The following is a 15,823-nucleotide window of genomic DNA, read 5'->3' on the forward strand; positions in this document are numbered from 1 at the left end:
TCCCCAGCGGGCGTGGATGGAGTATCGATCCAATCCGGGTCGGCCCACAATCGACATCGCGTTCGACGCAACGGATCCACACCCCATGCACATTGGTGAACCGTGACCGCCGTGCACACCCGTCCGCTGCGGGCCGGCGACTGGCCCGTCATCGAAGCCCTGTTCGGTCCACGCGGCGCCTGCGGCGGGTGTTGGTGCATGTGGTGGCGCGTGCCGATGGGCGGGCGCACCTGGGACGCCGCCAAGGGCGAGCCGAACCGCGCGGCGTTCCGCCGGCTGGTGGAAGGCGGCGCAGCGTCGGGCGTGCTGGCGTTCGCGGGCGAAGCGCCCGTGGGCTGGTGCGCGATCGGGCCCAGGGCGGATTTCCCGCGCCTGGATCGCAGCAAGGCGCTCGTGCGCGACTGGTCGGCCGGCACCTGGTCGCTCAACTGTCTGTACGTGCCGGCCTCCTGGCGCGGCCAAGGCGTGGGGCGAGCGCTGGTCGCGGGGGCCGTGGGCCTGGCCCGGGAAGCGGGCGCGAAGGAGATAGAGGCCTACCCGCAGGCCGTGGCGCCCGGCGAGCGCCAGGCCGCCGCCTTCGTCTGGACCGGCGTGCCGGACCTGTACGAGCCGCACGGCTTCAAGCGCCAGGGACCGCCCGGGCGGGGCCGCCAGCTTTACCTGCTGAAGCTGCGCTGAGGCCGGGTTTGCGGCGCCGCAGCACGGCCCCGCATAATCGACGGGTTCCGGCCGCGCGCCGGTCCAAATCCGCCGTAGTTTTCTGCTGGAGTCCCCATGAGCGACGTCGTCATCGTCGGTGCCAAGCGCACCGCCATCGGTTCCTTCCTTGGCCAGTTCACCGGCGTGCCGACCCCGGCGCTGGGCACGGCCGCCATCAAGGGCGCGCTCGAGCACGCCGGCGTCGCCGCCGATCAGGTCGACGAAGTGATCATGGGCTGCGTGCTGCCGGCCGGGCTCGGTCAGGCGCCGGCTCGCCAGGCCGCACTCAATGCGGGCCTGCCCACTTCGGCCGGTTGCACCACGATCAACAAGGTCTGCGGTTCGGGCATGAAGTCGATCATGCTCGCGCACGACCTCATCAAGGCCGGCTCTGCCAGCGTCGTCGTCGCCGGTGGCATGGAGTCGATGACCAACGCACCGCACCTGCTCAACAACTCGCGCACGGGCATTCGCTACGGCAGCGCGGAAATGCTCGACCACATGGCATGGGACGGCCTGACCAATCCGTACGACGGCAAGGCGATGGGCGTGTTCGGCGACATGGCGTGCGACAAGTACGGCTTCGATCGCGAGTCGCTCGATGCCTACTCGACCGAAAGCGCGCGTCGCGCGCAAGCCGCGCTTGCCAGCGGTGCGTTCAAGGACGAAGTCGTGCCGGTGACCGTCAAGGGTCGCAAGGGCGAAGTCGTCGTCGACACCGACGAAGAGCCGGGCAAGATCGACCTGGCCAAGATCCCGACGCTGCGCGCGGCGTTCGGCAAGGAAGGCGTGCTGACCGCCGCCTCCTCTTCCAAGATTTCCGATGGCGCCGCCGCCACGGTGCTCATGAGCGCCGAAGAAGCCGGCAAGCGCGGCCTGACGCCGATCGCGCGCGTCGTCGCGCACGCCGGCCATGCTCAGGCGCCGGAGTGGTTCACCACCGCGCCGGTGAAAGCGATTTCAAACGTTCTGGCCAAGGCCGGCTGGAAGGTCGAGGACGTTGACCTGTTCGAGGTCAATGAAGCGTTTGCCTGTGTGGCCATGGCGCCGATGAAGGACTTGGGCATCCCTCACGAGAAGCTCAACGTCAACGGCGGCGCTGTTGCCCTGGGGCATCCCATCGGCGCCAGCGGCGCCCGTCTGGTCGTGACGTTGCTGCACGCGTTGCGTGCACGGGGCGTCAAGAGGGGCGTGGCTTCGCTGTGCATCGGGGGTGGCGAGGCTACCGCTGTCGCCATCGAGCTGCTATAAGACGTTAAGAACGCATTACTCAAAAAAAACCGGCCAAGCCGCTTGACACGCGTCACCGGCTTGTCATCATGTTATTGACGCGCAATTGCGCGTTGCCTAACTAAACGACGAGGATAAAAATCATGACCTTCAACAAGGCGCTGATCGCCCTGGCTATGGTTGCCGCTCTGGCCGCCTGCTCGAACCAGAAGCAGGCTGACGAAGCTGCTGCTGACGCCGCCGCTGCTTCGACCGAAGCCGCTGCTGCTGCCACCGACGCCGCTGCTGCTGGCGACGCCGCTGCTGCCGACGCTGCCCAGGCCGCTGCCGACACCGCTGCCCAGGCTGCTGACGCTGCCGCCGCTTCGGCCGACGCCACCGCCGCCGCTGCTGCTCCGGCCGCTGCCGACGCCGCTGCCGACGCCGCTTCGCAGGCCGCTGACGCCGCCACCCAGGCTGCTGACGCTGCCACGCAGGCTGCCGACGCTGCCAAGGAAGAAGGCAAGAAGTAATAACCTCGGGCAGGCAACTGCCCAGGTTCTTACCTCTTCGAAGAAGCCGCCGGATTCCCGGCGGCTTTTTCTTTTTTTGCGCGATCCAAACGCGCACGGCGCCGACATCACCGGGGTTTCGCCTTTCTTCGGGCCCGCGGAATTTGCCCCCGATCCCAGCGAGGGCTCGCCCTCCTATCCCCGCCCCGGGTTTCGTCAGGGTTCATCACCGGGGAGCACGATGGCGCCGCCGATGACTTTTCCTTCGCACCAACGCTGGCATCGTCCGCCCCGGCTGGGACCCCCAACCAACGTCATCCGGAGAGAACCCATGAACACCAAGCTCTACGCTGCCATTGCCATGACCGTCACCGCACTCGCACTGTCGGCCTGCAATCGCGCCGACACGCAGAGCGAAGCTGCCGAGGCCGCCGCTGCCGCGGACCAGGCCGCTGACGCAACCGCCAACGCCGCGCGCGAAACCGCCGAGGCTGCGGCTGCCGCCACCGATGCCGCCGCCGAACGCGCGGGCACGGCGATGGAGAACGCGGCCGACCGCACGAAGGAAGTCGCGGACGATGCCGCCGCGGGCGCCGCCGCCGCCACGGCCGATGCAGCGCAGGCCACCGCCGACGCGGCCGGCAAGGTTGCGGAGAAGGCCGATGCCGCCGCCGAGAAGGCGCAGCAGGAAGCGGCCGAACGCAAGTAAGGCACTCTGCAGCAGAGGTCCCGAAGGCCCGCTCACCGCGGGCCTTCGTTTTTTCTGACACCGGAAAGCGCCGTGCACGGGCAGCCGTTTGCGCCCGTCCGCGATTGGCCGCGAGCGGCGCTTTATGGTCTGATGCCGCATCTTCCGCACGCCGCAGCATCGATGCCCGCACTGACTTCCCACATCGATCCCCGCTCGCAGGAATTCCAGGACAACGTCGCGTACCACCGCGCGCTCGTCGACGAGCTGGACGCCCGCCTCGCCCGTGCAGCCCAAGGCGGCGGCGAGAAGGCGCGCGCCAAGCACACCGAGCGCGGCAAGCTGCTCGCGCGCGATCGCATCGCCGCACTGCTCGACGCGGGCTCGCCCTTCCTTGAAATCGCGCCGCTGGCCGCCGAAGGCATGTACGACGACGCAGCACCGGCGGCCGGCCTGGTCTGCGGCATCGGCCGGGTGATGGGCCAGGAAGTCGTGGTCGTCGCCAACGACGCGACGGTCAAGGGCGGCACGTACTTCCCCATGACGGTCAAGAAGCACCTGCGCGCGCAGGAAGTCGCGCGCGAGAACCGCCTGCCCTGCGTCTACCTGGTGGACTCGGGCGGCGCATTCCTGCCGCTGCAGGACGAGGTGTTCCCCGACAAGGAGCACTTCGGCCGCATCTTCTACAACCAGGCGCGCATGAGCGCGGAGAACATCCCGCAGGTCGCCGTTGTGATGGGCTCGTGCACCGCCGGCGGCGCCTATGTCCCGGCGATGTGCGACGAATCGGTCATCGTCAAGGAACAGGGCACGATCTTCCTCGGCGGCCCGCCGCTGGTGAAAGCCGCCACGGGTGAAGTCGTCGATGCCGAAGCACTCGGCGGCGCCGACGTGCATACCAGCGTGTCGGGCGTGGCGGATCATTTCGCCGAGGACGATCGTCATGCATTGCAGATCGCGCGCGACATCGTCGGCACGTTCAATCGTCGCAAGACGCTGCCGGTCGCGGTGCAGGAATCGCGCGAGCCTCTGTACGCGCCGGGCGAGCTGTACGGCATCGTGCCCAAGGACACGCGCCGTCCGTTCGATATTCGCGAAGTGATCGCGCGCGTGGTGGACGGCAGCGCGTTCCAGGAGTTCAAGGCGCGCTACGGCAAGACCCTCGTAACGGGTTTCGCGCACGTGCACGGCTATCCGGTCGGCATCGTCGCCAACAACGGCATCCTGTTTGCCGAGAGCGCGCTCAAGGGCGCGCATTTCATCGAACTGTGCAACCAGCGCGGTATCCCGCTGGTGTTCCTGCAGAACATCACCGGCTTCATGGTCGGTCGCAAGTACGAGAACGCCGGCATCGCGAAGGACGGCGCGAAGATGGTGACGGCCGTGGCCTGCTCGCACGTGCCCAAGTTCACCGTCGTCATCGGCGGCAGCTTCGGCGCCGGCAACTATGCGATGTGTGGCCGTGCCTACGGTGCGCGTTTCCTGTGGATGTGGCCGAACGCGCGCATCTCGGTAATGGGCGGCGAACAGGCGGCCAGCGTGCTGGCGACGGTCAAGCGGGATGGCATCGAGGCGGCGGGCAAATCGTGGTCGGCCGAGGAAGAGGATGCTTTCAAGGCGCCGATCCGCGACCAGTACGAATCGCAGGGCAATCCGTACTACGCCACCGCGCGGTTGTGGGATGACGGCATCATCGATCCAGCCGATACGCGACGTGTGCTCGGTCTCGCGCTGTCAGCCAGCTTCAATGCGCCGATCGAGGACCGCACGCGCTTCGGCGTGTTCCGCATGTGATGCGGAGAGGCCCGATAGCGCACGCGTGTGGCGTCGCCGCTGCAACCGCAGCGCGTATCGGGTCAGATCGCAGTGTGAGCTGACAGGAGGGCGCGGGCCGAATGAGGCGCAGGACGCGTCGTGGCGAGTGCCAGCAAACCTGTCAAGCCGCGACGCCCTGAGGGACACGAGATTCTGCATCTGCGCATCGCATGGGCGCATGCCGAGCCACTGCTCGCCCCGATTCAGACAGGTGATCACTCCATGAACGACGCGAATGCAGCGTTCGATTCATTGCGCCTTGTCACACAGTGCGAAGCTTTGCGTGCGTAGCCTCGGGTGGGTTGACCCGTTCTTTGCACCCCCGTGCATTGCCCCGCTCCTGCCAATCGAGGAAGTGCGTCATGGCGATCTTCAATTCCCCACAGTCCCCCGCCCCGAAGCGCGAAGGCGCGCCCGCTCCGGCACCCGGCCAGCCCGAGTCCGCTCTGCCCAAGGAGCCGACTCGCGACGAGTTCTCGTTCGGCGCACCCAAGCCCGCTGCTGTTACCGCGCCCTCTCCCACTCCTGCGCAGACGCCCCGAGCGGCCGAGCGCGAAGGCAAGGAATCCGTGATCGCCGCCGACTTGTCGATCGAAGGCAAGATCAATGGCGCCGGCCACATCCGAATCGCCGGTCGCTTCAAGGGCGACGTGCAGGTGGACGGTGATCTCACCGTGGAAGTGGGCGCCAAGGTCAACGGCGGCGTGCGCGCGCGCAAGGTCGTGATCGCCGGCGAGTTGGAAGGCAACGTCGAATCTGCCCAGCGCGTCGAACTGCTCGAGGGCGGCGTGGTGGTAGGCGACGTCAAGGCCGGCGTGGTCAGCATTGCCCCGGGTTCGCGCATGCGCGGCCAGGTGGACTTCGGCTTCGACGATCGCGATGCCAAGCCGTCCGGCAAGGCCGAGAAGGCGGACAAGACGGAGAAGAACGAAGCCAAGTCCGAGGCGTCCACCGCGTCATGAGCCTCGCGCGCCCCGGTACACCCGGCGCGACGCGGACCTGCCCGCACTGCAAGACGACGATCCTGGAAAGCGCCAACGTCTGTCCATCGTGCCGGCACCACCTGCGTTTCGATCCGGATGCCGCGCAGTCCGCGCAGCGGCGGTCGGTGCCGCTGCGCGTGGAGGGCACCATCAAACCGCCGCCTGGCGACAACGCGCTGGAGTACTCGGTCGTGCTCACCATCCGCAATGCGGACGGTGAGGAAGTGGAACGCCAGGTCATGGGCGTGGGCGCACTCTTCCACGGCGAGGAGCGCTCGTTCACGCTCGAGGTCGAGGCGGTCGAAGTGCGCGGGTATCGGGCGAAGCGCGGTCGGCACTGAGAGCGCGAGGTGTCGCACACATGCGCGCATGGTCGAGCGCTAAAACAACGGCCGTCATCCCAGCCCCTCTTCCGCAAGTGGGAGAGGGGCTCGGCGTCACGGGCTGGAGAGAGGGCCAGGGACGTCCGAAATTCTCGCCTCTGGGGTCGCCGCTTGCGCCCCTCTCGATGGCGTTGCGAGCACCTTCTGTCGAAGGGTTTACGGCCGCTGCGGTTAGCGCACGTGGGTCAATCGACCAAGGGGCTCTTCCAGGGGTCAATGCCGCTTCGGAATCGTCGGCCCACAGCTGTTGCACCCACCGCAGCTGCCGTCGTTCAACGCGGCGGGCGGCGCGATCCAGCGACCCACCTTCTGCACCCATCCGGCGCGACCTTCGCGCACCAGCGGAATGGCGAGAGCAATGCGCAGCCGGCGCACTGCGTTCGGGAACTGCCGCTTGGCGACGAACCACGCGCTCAGCAGCACCGCCACGGCGATGATCGCGTACTGCGCGAGCAGGCCGGCGTCCATGCTCATCCTGCTCCCAGCGCCACGGCGACCTGGTAGGTCACCAGCGAAGCCAGGTAGGCCAGCCCAAACAGGTAGCCCGCGGAAATCGCGACCTGCTTCCACGAGTTGGTTTCGCGTTTGATGGTCGCCAACGTCGAGATGCACTGCGGCGCATAGATAAACCACACCAGCAGCGACAGTGCCGTGGCCAGCGACCAGCCGGTGCTGATGATCGGTTCCAGCGCCTTTGCGGCGGCATCGTCGTCGACGGCGGAAAGCGCATACACGGTCGCCAGCGACGACACCGCAACCTCGCGCGCAGCCAGGCCCGGGATCAGCGCGATGCAGATCTGCCAGTTGAAGCCCAGCGGCGCGAACACGGCGGTCATGGCATGGCCGATGCGGCCTGCGAAGCTGTAATCGATGGCCGGGCCGGTCGCGCCCACCGGCGCGGCCGGGAACGACAGCAGGAACCACAAGAGAATCGTCAGCGCCAGGATGATGCCGCCGACGCGACGCAGGAAAATCCACGCGCGTTCCCACAAGCCGATCAGCAGGTCGCGCGGATGCGGGATGCGGTACGACGGCAGCTCCAGCATCAACGGGTGCTCGCTTTTGTCGCGGCGCCACTTCTTCATGATCCACGACACCGCCAGCGCGCTCACGATGCCGGCCACGTACAGGCCGAACAGCACCAGTCCCTGCAGGTTGAACCAGCCGACTTTCTGCGACGGGATGAAGGCCGCGATCAGCAACGTGTACACCGGCAGACGTGCCGAGCAGGTCATCAGCGGCGCGACCATGATCGTGGCCAGACGGTCGCGCGGGTCCTGGATGGAACGCGTGGCCATGATGCCGGGCACCGCGCAGGCGAAGCTCGACAGCAGCGGAATGAACGAGCGGCCCGACAAACCGGCGCCGGCCATCAGCTTGTCGAGCAGAAAGGCCGCGCGCGGAAGGTAGCCGGACTCTTCCAGCGCCAGGATGAAGGCGAACAGGATCAGGATCTGCGGCAGGAAGACGATGACGCCGCCCAGGCCCGCGATGATGCCGTCGGTCAACAGGCTCGTCAGCGGCCCTTCCGGCAGCGCGGTGCGCACGGCCGCGTCGAATGCGGCGGTTCCGTCGTCGATCAGGTCCATGATCGGGGTCGCCCAGGCGAACACCGCCTGGAAGATCAGGAACATCACCACGATCAGCAGAATCAGACCGAGCACCGGATGCAGCAGCCAGCGGTCGAGTGCGTCGTCCACCTCGGCGGTGCGGCGCGGCATCGTCACCGCCAGCGACAGCAGGCGGCGCGTTTCGGCATGCAGCGCATCGGGGTCGTGGGCCAACGCTTCGGGCAGATGGGTGTCGGGTTCGTGGAGCTTCTCGGACACGCGGTCCAGCATCGCCACCAGCTCGCGCGCGCCGCCGTTGCGCACGGCGATCGTCGGCACGACCGGCACGCCGAGCTCGCGCTCCAGCGCGGCCAGGTCGACTTCGATGCCGCGGCGCTTGGCGGCGTCCATCATGTTGACCGCCAGCACCATCGGCCGGCCGAGTTCGCGCACTTCCAGCGCGAAGCGAAGGTGCAGGCGCAGGTTGGTCGCGTCGACCACGCACACCAGCACGTCCGGAGTGGGTTCGCCGGGATAGAAGCCGCGGCAGACGTCGCGAGCGACGGCCTCGTCCAGGCTCGCCGCGTGCAGGCTGTACGCACCGGGCAGGTCCAGCACCGCGTAGCTGCGGCCGGACGGCGCGTGGAAGCGGCCTTCCTTGCGCTCCACGGTGACGCCGGCGTAGTTCGCCACCTTCTGCCGGCTGCCGGTGAGCTGGTTGAACAGCGCCGTCTTGCCGCAATTGGGGTTGCCGATCAGCGCGACGCGCACGGCGGTCTCGGCGGCGCTCATGCGGTGGCTCCGGCCGCAGCGCCGTCCAGGGAAACGCGCACGCGCGCCGCTTCACTGCGACGCAGGGCGAAGCGGGTAAAGCCGACCTGCACCAGCAGCGGCTCCTTCGCGACCGGACCGGCCGCCATGACTTCCACGCGCTCGCCGCGCACGAAGCCCAGCTCACGCAGGCGGCGGGCGATCGCGTCGTTCGGCGCCTGGTCTTCGACGGTGTCGACGGTGGCGGCAGTGCGGCGTGGCAGTTCGGACAGCTTCAAGGTTCACCTGCAGGCCAGCCCCGGCGGCGTACGTCCGGGCCTCGGCACCAAATGGGAATCGTTCTCGATTGTAGCACTCCGGGCCTCGCCGCAACCTTCGTCGCACGGCGCCCGGAGGGCAGCGGCTATCATTCGCCAGACTCCAACAAGCGTCCGGGCCCGATGACCAACCCGCTGTTGAACCTGCGCGAAGGCCCCGTCGCCCGGCTGCGCCTGAACCGTCCCGAGCTGCACAACGCCTTCGACGCCATGCTGATCGCCGCGCTCACCGGCGCGCTGGAAGCGGTGGCCGAGGACGACAGTGTCCGGGTGGTGGTGCTGGAAGGGGAAGGGCTTTCGTTCTCGGCCGGCGCCGACCTCAACTGGATGCGCGGCATGGCCGCCGCCAGCGAGGCGGAGAACCGCACCGACGCGCTCGCCCTCGCCCGTCTGATGCGCCTGCTCGACGAACTCCCCCGCCCCACCGTCGCCCGTGTGCAGGGCGCGGCCTTCGGCGGCGGCGTCGGGCTGGTGGCCTGCTGCGACATCGCCATCGCCTCCACGGAGGCGAAGTTCGGCCTGACCGAAAGCAAGCTCGGCCTGCTGCCGGCGGTGATCTCGCCCTACGTCATCGATGCGATCGGTCCGCGCCAGGCGCGGCGTTGGTTCGCCACGGCCGAAATCTTCGATGCAGCCACCGCACTGAGCATCGGCCTGCTGCATCAGGTGGTGCCGGCCGACGGCCTGGACGCGGCAGTGCAGCGCCAGGTCGACCTGCTGCTCAAGGCCGGCCCGTACGCCAGCGCGCAGGCCAAGTCGCTGGTGCGGCGCGTGGCGTTCGAACGCGACCGCAATCGCCTGGATGCCGACAACGCCGACCTGATCGCCCGCCTGCGCGTGTCCGACGAAGGCCAGGAAGGCCTCGGTGCGTTCCTGGACAAGCGCAAGCCGCGCTGGACCCAATAAAGGCATGACGAGGACACGAACATGATCGACCACATGGGCGTCACCGTTTCCGACTACGCACACGCACGCGCCTTCTACGAGCGCGTGCTGGGCGTGCTGGACTACGAAATCGTCATGGACGTGACGAAGGAGCAGACCGGCGGCTACGAAGGTTGCGGCTTCGGCCCGACCGGCAAGCCGGCGTTCTGGATCGGCACCGGCGCCACCGCCACCACCGGCGTGCACGTCGCCTTCGTCGCCGCCACGCGCAAGGCCGTAGACGAGTTCCATGCCATCGCCCTGCAGCACGGCGCGCGCGACAACGGCGCGCCGGGCCTGCGCCCGCATTACCACCCGAACTATTACGGCGCCTACGTCATCGACTTCGACGGCAACAACCTCGAAGCCGTCTGCCACAGCCCAGAGTGAGTGCATGTTCGACAAGATCCTGATCGCCAACCGCGGCGAGATCGCCTGCCGCGTCATCCGCACCTGCCGCCGCCTGGGCATCCGCACCGTCGCCGTGTACTCGGATGCCGATGCCGACGCGCAGCACGTGCGCCAGGCCGACGAGGCATTCCACATCGGCGGCCCGCGCCCGCAGGAAAGCTACCTGCGCGGCGAGGCGATCATCGAGGTCGCGCTCAAGTCCGGCGCGAAGGCGATCCATCCCGGCTACGGCTTCCTCAGCGAGAACGCCGACTTCGCCGACGCGGTGGAAGCCGCCGGCCTGGTGTTCATCGGCCCGAAGGCTGCATCGATGCGCAAGATGGGCAGCAAGGCCGGCGCGAAGGAACTGATGCAGGCGGCGGGCGTGCCGGTCGTGCCCGGCTACACCGGCGAAGACCAGGCGCCCGATCGCCTGCAACGCGAGGCCGACGCCATCGGTTATCCGCTGATGATCAAGGCCGCGCACGGCGGCGGCGGCAAAGGCATGCGCATCGTTCGCGACAGCGGTGAGTTCACGGCGAACCTGCAAAGCTGCCAGCGCGAAGCGGCCAACGCCTTCGGCCGCGACCGCGTCCTGCTGGAACGCTACGTCGAACAGCCGCGCCACATCGAGATCCAGGTCTTCGCCGACGCGCACGGCCATGCGATCCACCTCAACGAACGCGAATGCTCCGCCCAGCGCCGCTACCAGAAGGTGCTGGAGGAATCGCCCTCGCCCTTCCTCACGCCGCAGCTGCGCCACGCGATGGGCGATGCGGCCGTGCTGGCCGCGCGCGCGATCGACTACGTCAACGCGGGCACGGTGGAGTTCATCGTCGGCCAGGACGGCGGCTTCTACTTCATGGAGATCAACACGCGCCTGCAGGTGGAGCATCCCGTCACCGAAATGGTGACCGGACTCGACCTGGTCGAATGGCAGCTGCGCGTCGCCGCGGGCGAACCCCTGCCGCTGGCGCAGGACGCCATCGCGCAGGACGGCCACGCGATCGAAGTGCGCCTGTACGCGGAGGATCCGGAAGCCGGCTTCCTCCCGGGTTCGGGCCGCCTGGAACGCCTGCGCCTGCCCGCACCGGGCGAAGGCGTGCGCATCGATTCGGGCGTCGTCGAAGGCGACACCGTCACGATCTTCTACGACCCGATGATCGCCAAGCTCATCGTTCACGCCGAAGACCGCCCCGCCGCACTGGCGAAGCTGCGCGCGGCGCTGGCGGCGTGCGACATCGCCGGGCCGAAGTCGAACATCGAGTTCCTCGAACGGCTGACGCGTCACCCCGCCGTGGTCGAAGGCCGCATCGACACGGGTTACCTCGACCGCCATCTGGACGAGTTCATGCCGTCCCCCGGCGAGGACGACGCCGACCTCTTGCTGGCCGCGGCCACCGCGCAACTGCTCGCGCAGGAAGGCGACACGCGCAGGCTGGCGGCCGCCTCGACCGATCCGAGCTCGCCCTGGGCCATCGCCGACGGTTGGCGCCTGGGGCACGGCGGCCACCGCAGCCTGGCCTTCCTGCAGGGCGAGACCCGCCACGAGCTGCACGCGCAGGGCGCGGACGGGGCTTACCGGATCGAGCTGCAGGGCCGCTCCCATGCGGTCGAAGGGGCCCGCATCGGGCACGACGGCGCGCTCAGCCTGCGCATTGGCGGACATGGACGCCGCTTTACGTTTGAACTGGATACGCTGGCCGAAGGACGCCAGCGGCTGGTGGTGCACGACGGCGAACGTCGCCTGCGCCTGCTGGGGGTCCCGATGTATCGTCATGAGCGCAGCAGTGCCGGCAATGCCGGTCACCAGGTGCTCGCACCGATGCCCGGGCGCGTGGTGCTGGTCAGGACGGCCGAGGGCGACACCGTGGAGGCCGGACAGGAGCTGATGGTGATCGAGGCGATGAAGATGGAGCTGAGCCTGAAGGCGCCCCGCGCCGGCAAGGTCGCGCAGGTGCGCGCGGCCAGCGGCGACTTCGTCGAGGCCGACGCCGTGCTCGTCTCCCTCGACCAGACCGCATGAGCGAGGCCGCCATGAAGCCCGCCGTCCGCATCGTCGAAGTCGGCCCGCGCGACGGGTTGCAGAACGAGAAGGCGACCATCGCCACCGCCGACAAGATCGCGCTGATCGACCGCCTGTCCGACACCGGCCTGCGCAGCATCGAAGCGACGAGTTTCGTCAGCCCCAAGTGGGTGCCGCAGCTGGCCGACGCGGCCGAGGTCTTCACCGGCATCCACCGCAAGCCGGGCGTGCACTACCCCGTGCTGGTGCCGAACGAACAGGGCTACGAGCGCGCACGCGCCGTCGGCGTGGAGGAGATCGCGGTGTTCACCGCGGCGTCGGAAGCGTTCAATCGCAAGAACATCAACGCCGGCATCGACGAATCGCTGGAGCGTTTCAGGCCGGTGATGGAGCGCGCGCGCGCCGACGGCGTCGCCGTGCGCGGTTACGTCTCCACCGTGCTCGGCTGCCCCTACCAGGGCGACGTGCCGCTGAGCGACGTCGTGCGCGTGGCGCGTGCTCTGCACGAAATGGGCTGCTACGAGATCTCGCTCGGCGACACCATCGGCGTCGGCACGCCGGGCAAGGCGCGCGCGATGCTGCTGGCGGTGGCGGCGGAAGTGCCGATCAACGCGTTGGCCGTGCACTTCCACGACACCTACGGGCAGGCGCTGGCGAACGTGCTCGCCTGCCTGGAAGAAGGCGTGGCGGTGGTCGACTCGGCGGTCTCGGGCACGGGTGGCTGCCCGTACGCGAAGGGCGCCAGCGGGAACGTCGCAACCGAGGACGTGGTGTACATGCTGCATGGCCTGGGGATCGAGACTGGAATCGACCTGGCGAAACTGGCCGACACCGGCCGCTGGCTCGCGACGCTGCTCGGGCGCGATACCGGCAGCAAGGTCGCCAAGGCCCTGGCGGCGGCGTGACCTGACGAGACCCCGATGACACACCGCACGCCAGCGCAGGAGCTTCCCGGCACACCGGCCTATCCCGAGCCGGCGGACGCGAAAGCCACGCTGGCGGCGCTGGAACAGGCGTTGCGCGACAACGCGATCACACCCGCGACACGCACGTTGCTGCAACAGGCACACGACGCCCTGACCCGGACGCTGGCCGACTGCGAAGCCGAACGCCAGCGCTACCGCAGCCTCTTCGACGCCGTACCCGATCCGGTCAGCATCATCGCCTGGGACGGCACCGTGCTCGACCTCAACCGCGCCGGCATGGATGCCTACCGCCGCCCGCGCGAGGAGATCATCGGCCAGCCGATCGAGACGCTGAACCCCGACCTGCCGCAGGACCACATGGCGCCGGTGTGGGAGACGCTCAACCGCGGCGGCACCTACGTGGTCGAGGTGACCAACATGCGCGGCGACGGCACGCGCTTCCCGGTGGAAGTGCACACCGCCGGGCTCACCTTCGATGGACGCAAGGCGATGGTCGCCGTCGCGCGCGACCTCAGCAGCCGCCACACCGCCGAACTGCGTTACCGCGAGCTGATGGAAGCCATCGACCGCGGCATCGTCGTGCAGGACGCCGACATGCAGGTGGTGTACGCCAACGTCGCCGCGATGAAGATCCTCAGCATCGCCGACGGCGAATCGGTCAACGATGCGCTGCATCCCGACAACTGGCTCGTCGTCGACGAACGCGGCCGCCAGATGCCGCCGGAGCGCTACCCGTCGCAGCGCGCGTTGCAGACCGGCCGCATCATCGAGAGCACCGTGCTCGGCCTGTACCACCGCGCACGCCAGCAGCTGATGTGGATGTCGGTGACTTCGGTGCCGCAGTTTCCGCCCGGCGGCGACAAGCCGCAGCAGGTGCTCTCGCTGTTCTCCGACGTGACCACGCTCAAGCGCGACAGCACCCTGTTCGATCGCGCGCAGAGCATGGCGCACATCGGCGGCTGGGAATGGGACGTCGCGCCGGATCGGCTGTACCTCACGCACGAAGGACAACGCATCCTCGGCCACCGTCCGCCGCCGGAGACGATCGAAGGCATGCTTTCGTGCCTGCGCCACGACGACCGCGACCGCCTGCGCGCCGCGCTCGGCCAGGCGATTTCCTTCGGCCGCAACTTCGACCTGGAAGTCCAGGGCCATCGCGCCGACGGTCGCGCGTTCTGGGTGCGCGTGATCGGCGAGGCCGAGGCCGGCGATCCGCTCAACTCGCGCCTGACCGGCACGCTGCAGGACATCACCGAGCGCAAGCACGACGAAGAAAGCCTGCGCGTGCAGGCGCGCAGCGATCCGCTCACCGGCCTGCTCAATCGCGACGCCGTGCTGGCCGAATTGGAGAGCCGCCTCGACGACCCGCTGCGTTCGCAACTGGCCGTGCTGTACGTCGACCTGGATCGCTTCAAGGTGGTCAACGATGTGCTCGGCCATGCCGCGGGCGACCGTCTGCTCGCCTCGGCGGCGCGGCGCATCCAGCGCGCGATCGGCAGCGAAGGGTTGATCGCGCGCTTCGGCGGCGACGAGTTCCTGATCCTGTGCGACGCCGGCAGCGATCCCTCGCGTCCGGAGCGCCTGGCCGACGCGATCCTGGAGATCTTCGGCGACAGTTTCCGCCTGGACGGCGAAGAGTTCAGCATCACCGCCTCCATCGGCATCGCGCAGGCACCGCTAGACGGCGTGCGTTCGCAGCAGCTGATCCAGAGCGCCGACGTGGCGATGTACGACAGCAAGCGCCGCGGCCGCAACGGCTGGCAGACCTTCACGCCGGAACTGGCCGAACAGCAACTGCATCGCCTGCAGCTGGAAACGCACCTGCGCCGCGCGGTCAACAACGACGAATTCCATCTCGTCTACCAACCGCAGGTGGACATGCGCAACGGCGAAGTCACCGCGGTCGAAGCGCTGATCCGCTGGCGCAACCATTCCCTGGGCGAGATCCGCCCGGACAAGTTCATCGACCACGCCGAGACCACCGGCGACATCGTCGGCATCGGCGACTGGGTGCTCAACGAGGCCTGCCGCCAAATGCGCGACTGGCAGGACGCCGGGCTGAAGGTGCCGCGCGTGGCGGTGAATGTTTCCTACCGCCAGTTCCTCGGCGAAGACCTGGCGAGCACCGTGAGCGCCGTCCTGTCCGAATACGGCCTGCCCGGCCATGCGCTGGAACTGGAGTTCACCGAGCGCGTGCTGATCGAGGACGCGCCCGACACGCTGCGCACCTTCGCCGCGCTGCGACAGCTGGGCGTGATCCTGACCATCGACGATTTCGGCGAGGCCTACAGCGCGTTGAACTACCTGCGCCGGCTGCCCATCCACGGGCTCAAGCTGAGCCAGCTGTTCGTGCAGGGCGTCCCGGACAACCAGTCCGACGTGGCCGTCTGCCAGGCCGTCACCGGCATCGCCCGCAGCCTGGGGCTGGCGCTGGTCGCCGAGGGCGTGGAGACGGAAGAGCACCGCGGTTTCCTGCTCGACCTGGGCGTGCATGTGGGCCAGGGCTTCCTGTTCGCGCCCGGCCTGACACCGGAAGAAATCCGCGAGACCTACCGCACGCCGGGAATGAACAGCCGCCGCTAGGCGCGCGGCGGCCGGTTCGCGGCCGGAGCGGGCCCCGCGTCCGGTAA

Annotated in this window: 15 protein-coding genes; 12 read left to right on the forward strand and 3 right to left on the reverse strand. The window is 68.5% G+C overall.

The window, feature by feature from the left end; all coding sequences use genetic code 11:
• The first annotated feature begins 102 nt into the window (after nucleotides 1-102).
• From AAFF32_RS15580 to AAFF32_RS15610, 7 genes are all read left to right on the forward strand, one after another.
• On the forward strand, nucleotides 103-678 hold the full coding sequence (locus AAFF32_RS15580) for a GNAT family N-acetyltransferase (RefSeq protein ID WP_342315689.1): 576 nt from the start codon (nucleotides 103-105) through the stop codon (nucleotides 676-678).
• Nucleotides 679-774: 96 nt separating this feature from the next.
• Nucleotides 775-1,950, forward strand: a complete 1,176-nt coding sequence (locus AAFF32_RS15585) for an acetyl-CoA C-acyltransferase (protein WP_342315690.1) — start codon at nucleotides 775-777, stop codon at nucleotides 1,948-1,950.
• Between the two features lie 122 nt (nucleotides 1,951-2,072).
• Nucleotides 2,073-2,441, forward strand: a complete 369-nt coding sequence (locus AAFF32_RS15590; protein ID WP_216962015.1) for a hypothetical protein — start codon at nucleotides 2,073-2,075, stop codon at nucleotides 2,439-2,441.
• Nucleotides 2,442-2,751: 310 nt separating this feature from the next.
• Entirely contained in the window at nucleotides 2,752-3,129 is a 378-nt protein-coding gene (locus AAFF32_RS15595; protein WP_216962018.1) for a hypothetical protein, read from the forward strand.
• Nucleotides 3,130-3,291: 162 nt separating this feature from the next.
• Nucleotides 3,292-4,902 (forward strand): carboxyl transferase domain-containing protein, encoded by a 1,611-nt coding sequence (locus AAFF32_RS15600; RefSeq protein ID WP_216962022.1) that lies wholly within the window; start codon nucleotides 3,292-3,294, stop codon nucleotides 4,900-4,902.
• Between the two features lie 383 nt (nucleotides 4,903-5,285).
• A complete protein-coding gene (locus tag AAFF32_RS15605; protein WP_216962025.1) occupies nucleotides 5,286-5,885 on the forward strand; it encodes a polymer-forming cytoskeletal protein in 600 nt (199 codons plus the stop codon).
• Nucleotides 5,882-6,247 (forward strand): hypothetical protein, encoded by a 366-nt coding sequence (locus tag AAFF32_RS15610; RefSeq protein ID WP_216962028.1) that lies wholly within the window; start codon nucleotides 5,882-5,884, stop codon nucleotides 6,245-6,247. The genes AAFF32_RS15605 and AAFF32_RS15610 overlap by 4 nt, the downstream gene beginning before the upstream one ends.
• A 255-nt stretch (nucleotides 6,248-6,502) precedes the next feature.
• On the opposite strand, the gene AAFF32_RS15615 is transcribed toward AAFF32_RS15610, so the two are convergent.
• The 3 genes from AAFF32_RS15615 to AAFF32_RS15625 are packed head-to-tail and all read right to left on the reverse strand — an operon-like array spanning nucleotide 6,503 to nucleotide 8,888.
• Nucleotides 6,503-6,757, reverse strand: coding sequence for a DUF6587 family protein (locus AAFF32_RS15615; RefSeq protein WP_342317286.1), 255 nt, complete (start codon nucleotides 6,755-6,757; stop codon nucleotides 6,503-6,505).
• 2 nt (nucleotides 6,758-6,759) lie between these two features.
• Nucleotides 6,760-8,631, reverse strand: coding sequence for a ferrous iron transport protein B (feoB, locus tag AAFF32_RS15620; RefSeq protein ID WP_342315691.1), 1,872 nt, complete (start codon nucleotides 8,629-8,631; stop codon nucleotides 6,760-6,762).
• Complete coding sequence (locus AAFF32_RS15625; RefSeq protein ID WP_216962033.1) at nucleotides 8,628-8,888, reverse strand: FeoA family protein; 261 nt, start codon at nucleotides 8,886-8,888, stop codon at nucleotides 8,628-8,630. The genes feoB and AAFF32_RS15625 overlap by 4 nt, the downstream gene beginning before the upstream one ends.
• Before the next feature lie 162 nt (nucleotides 8,889-9,050).
• On the opposite strand from AAFF32_RS15625, the gene AAFF32_RS15630 reads away from it, so the two are divergent.
• Genes AAFF32_RS15630 through AAFF32_RS15650 form a run of 5 tightly spaced genes read left to right on the forward strand, consistent with a single transcriptional unit; the run spans nucleotide 9,051 to nucleotide 15,776 of the window.
• Nucleotides 9,051-9,833 carry an enoyl-CoA hydratase-related protein gene (locus AAFF32_RS15630; RefSeq protein ID WP_342315692.1) on the forward strand — a complete coding sequence of 261 codons (783 nt, stop codon included), beginning with the start codon at nucleotides 9,051-9,053 and terminating at the stop codon, nucleotides 9,831-9,833.
• Nucleotides 9,834-9,854: 21 nt separating this feature from the next.
• Nucleotides 9,855-10,241 (forward strand): VOC family protein, encoded by a 387-nt coding sequence (locus AAFF32_RS15635; protein ID WP_216962038.1) that lies wholly within the window; start codon nucleotides 9,855-9,857, stop codon nucleotides 10,239-10,241.
• A 4-nt stretch (nucleotides 10,242-10,245) separates the two neighbouring features.
• A complete protein-coding gene (locus tag AAFF32_RS15640) occupies nucleotides 10,246-12,267 on the forward strand; it encodes an acetyl/propionyl/methylcrotonyl-CoA carboxylase subunit alpha (protein WP_342315693.1) in 2,022 nt (673 codons plus the stop codon).
• An 11-nt stretch (nucleotides 12,268-12,278) separates the two neighbouring features.
• Entirely contained in the window at nucleotides 12,279-13,172 is an 894-nt protein-coding gene (locus AAFF32_RS15645; protein WP_342317287.1) for a hydroxymethylglutaryl-CoA lyase, read from the forward strand.
• Between the two features lie 15 nt (nucleotides 13,173-13,187).
• Nucleotides 13,188-15,776 (forward strand): EAL domain-containing protein, encoded by a 2,589-nt coding sequence (locus AAFF32_RS15650; RefSeq protein WP_216962042.1) that lies wholly within the window; start codon nucleotides 13,188-13,190, stop codon nucleotides 15,774-15,776.
• Nucleotides 15,777-15,823 lie beyond the last annotated feature (47 nt).

It is taken from the genome of Lysobacter sp. FW306-1B-D06B (assembly GCF_038446665.1).
Classification (GTDB): Bacteria; Pseudomonadota; Gammaproteobacteria; order Xanthomonadales; family Xanthomonadaceae; genus Lysobacter_J.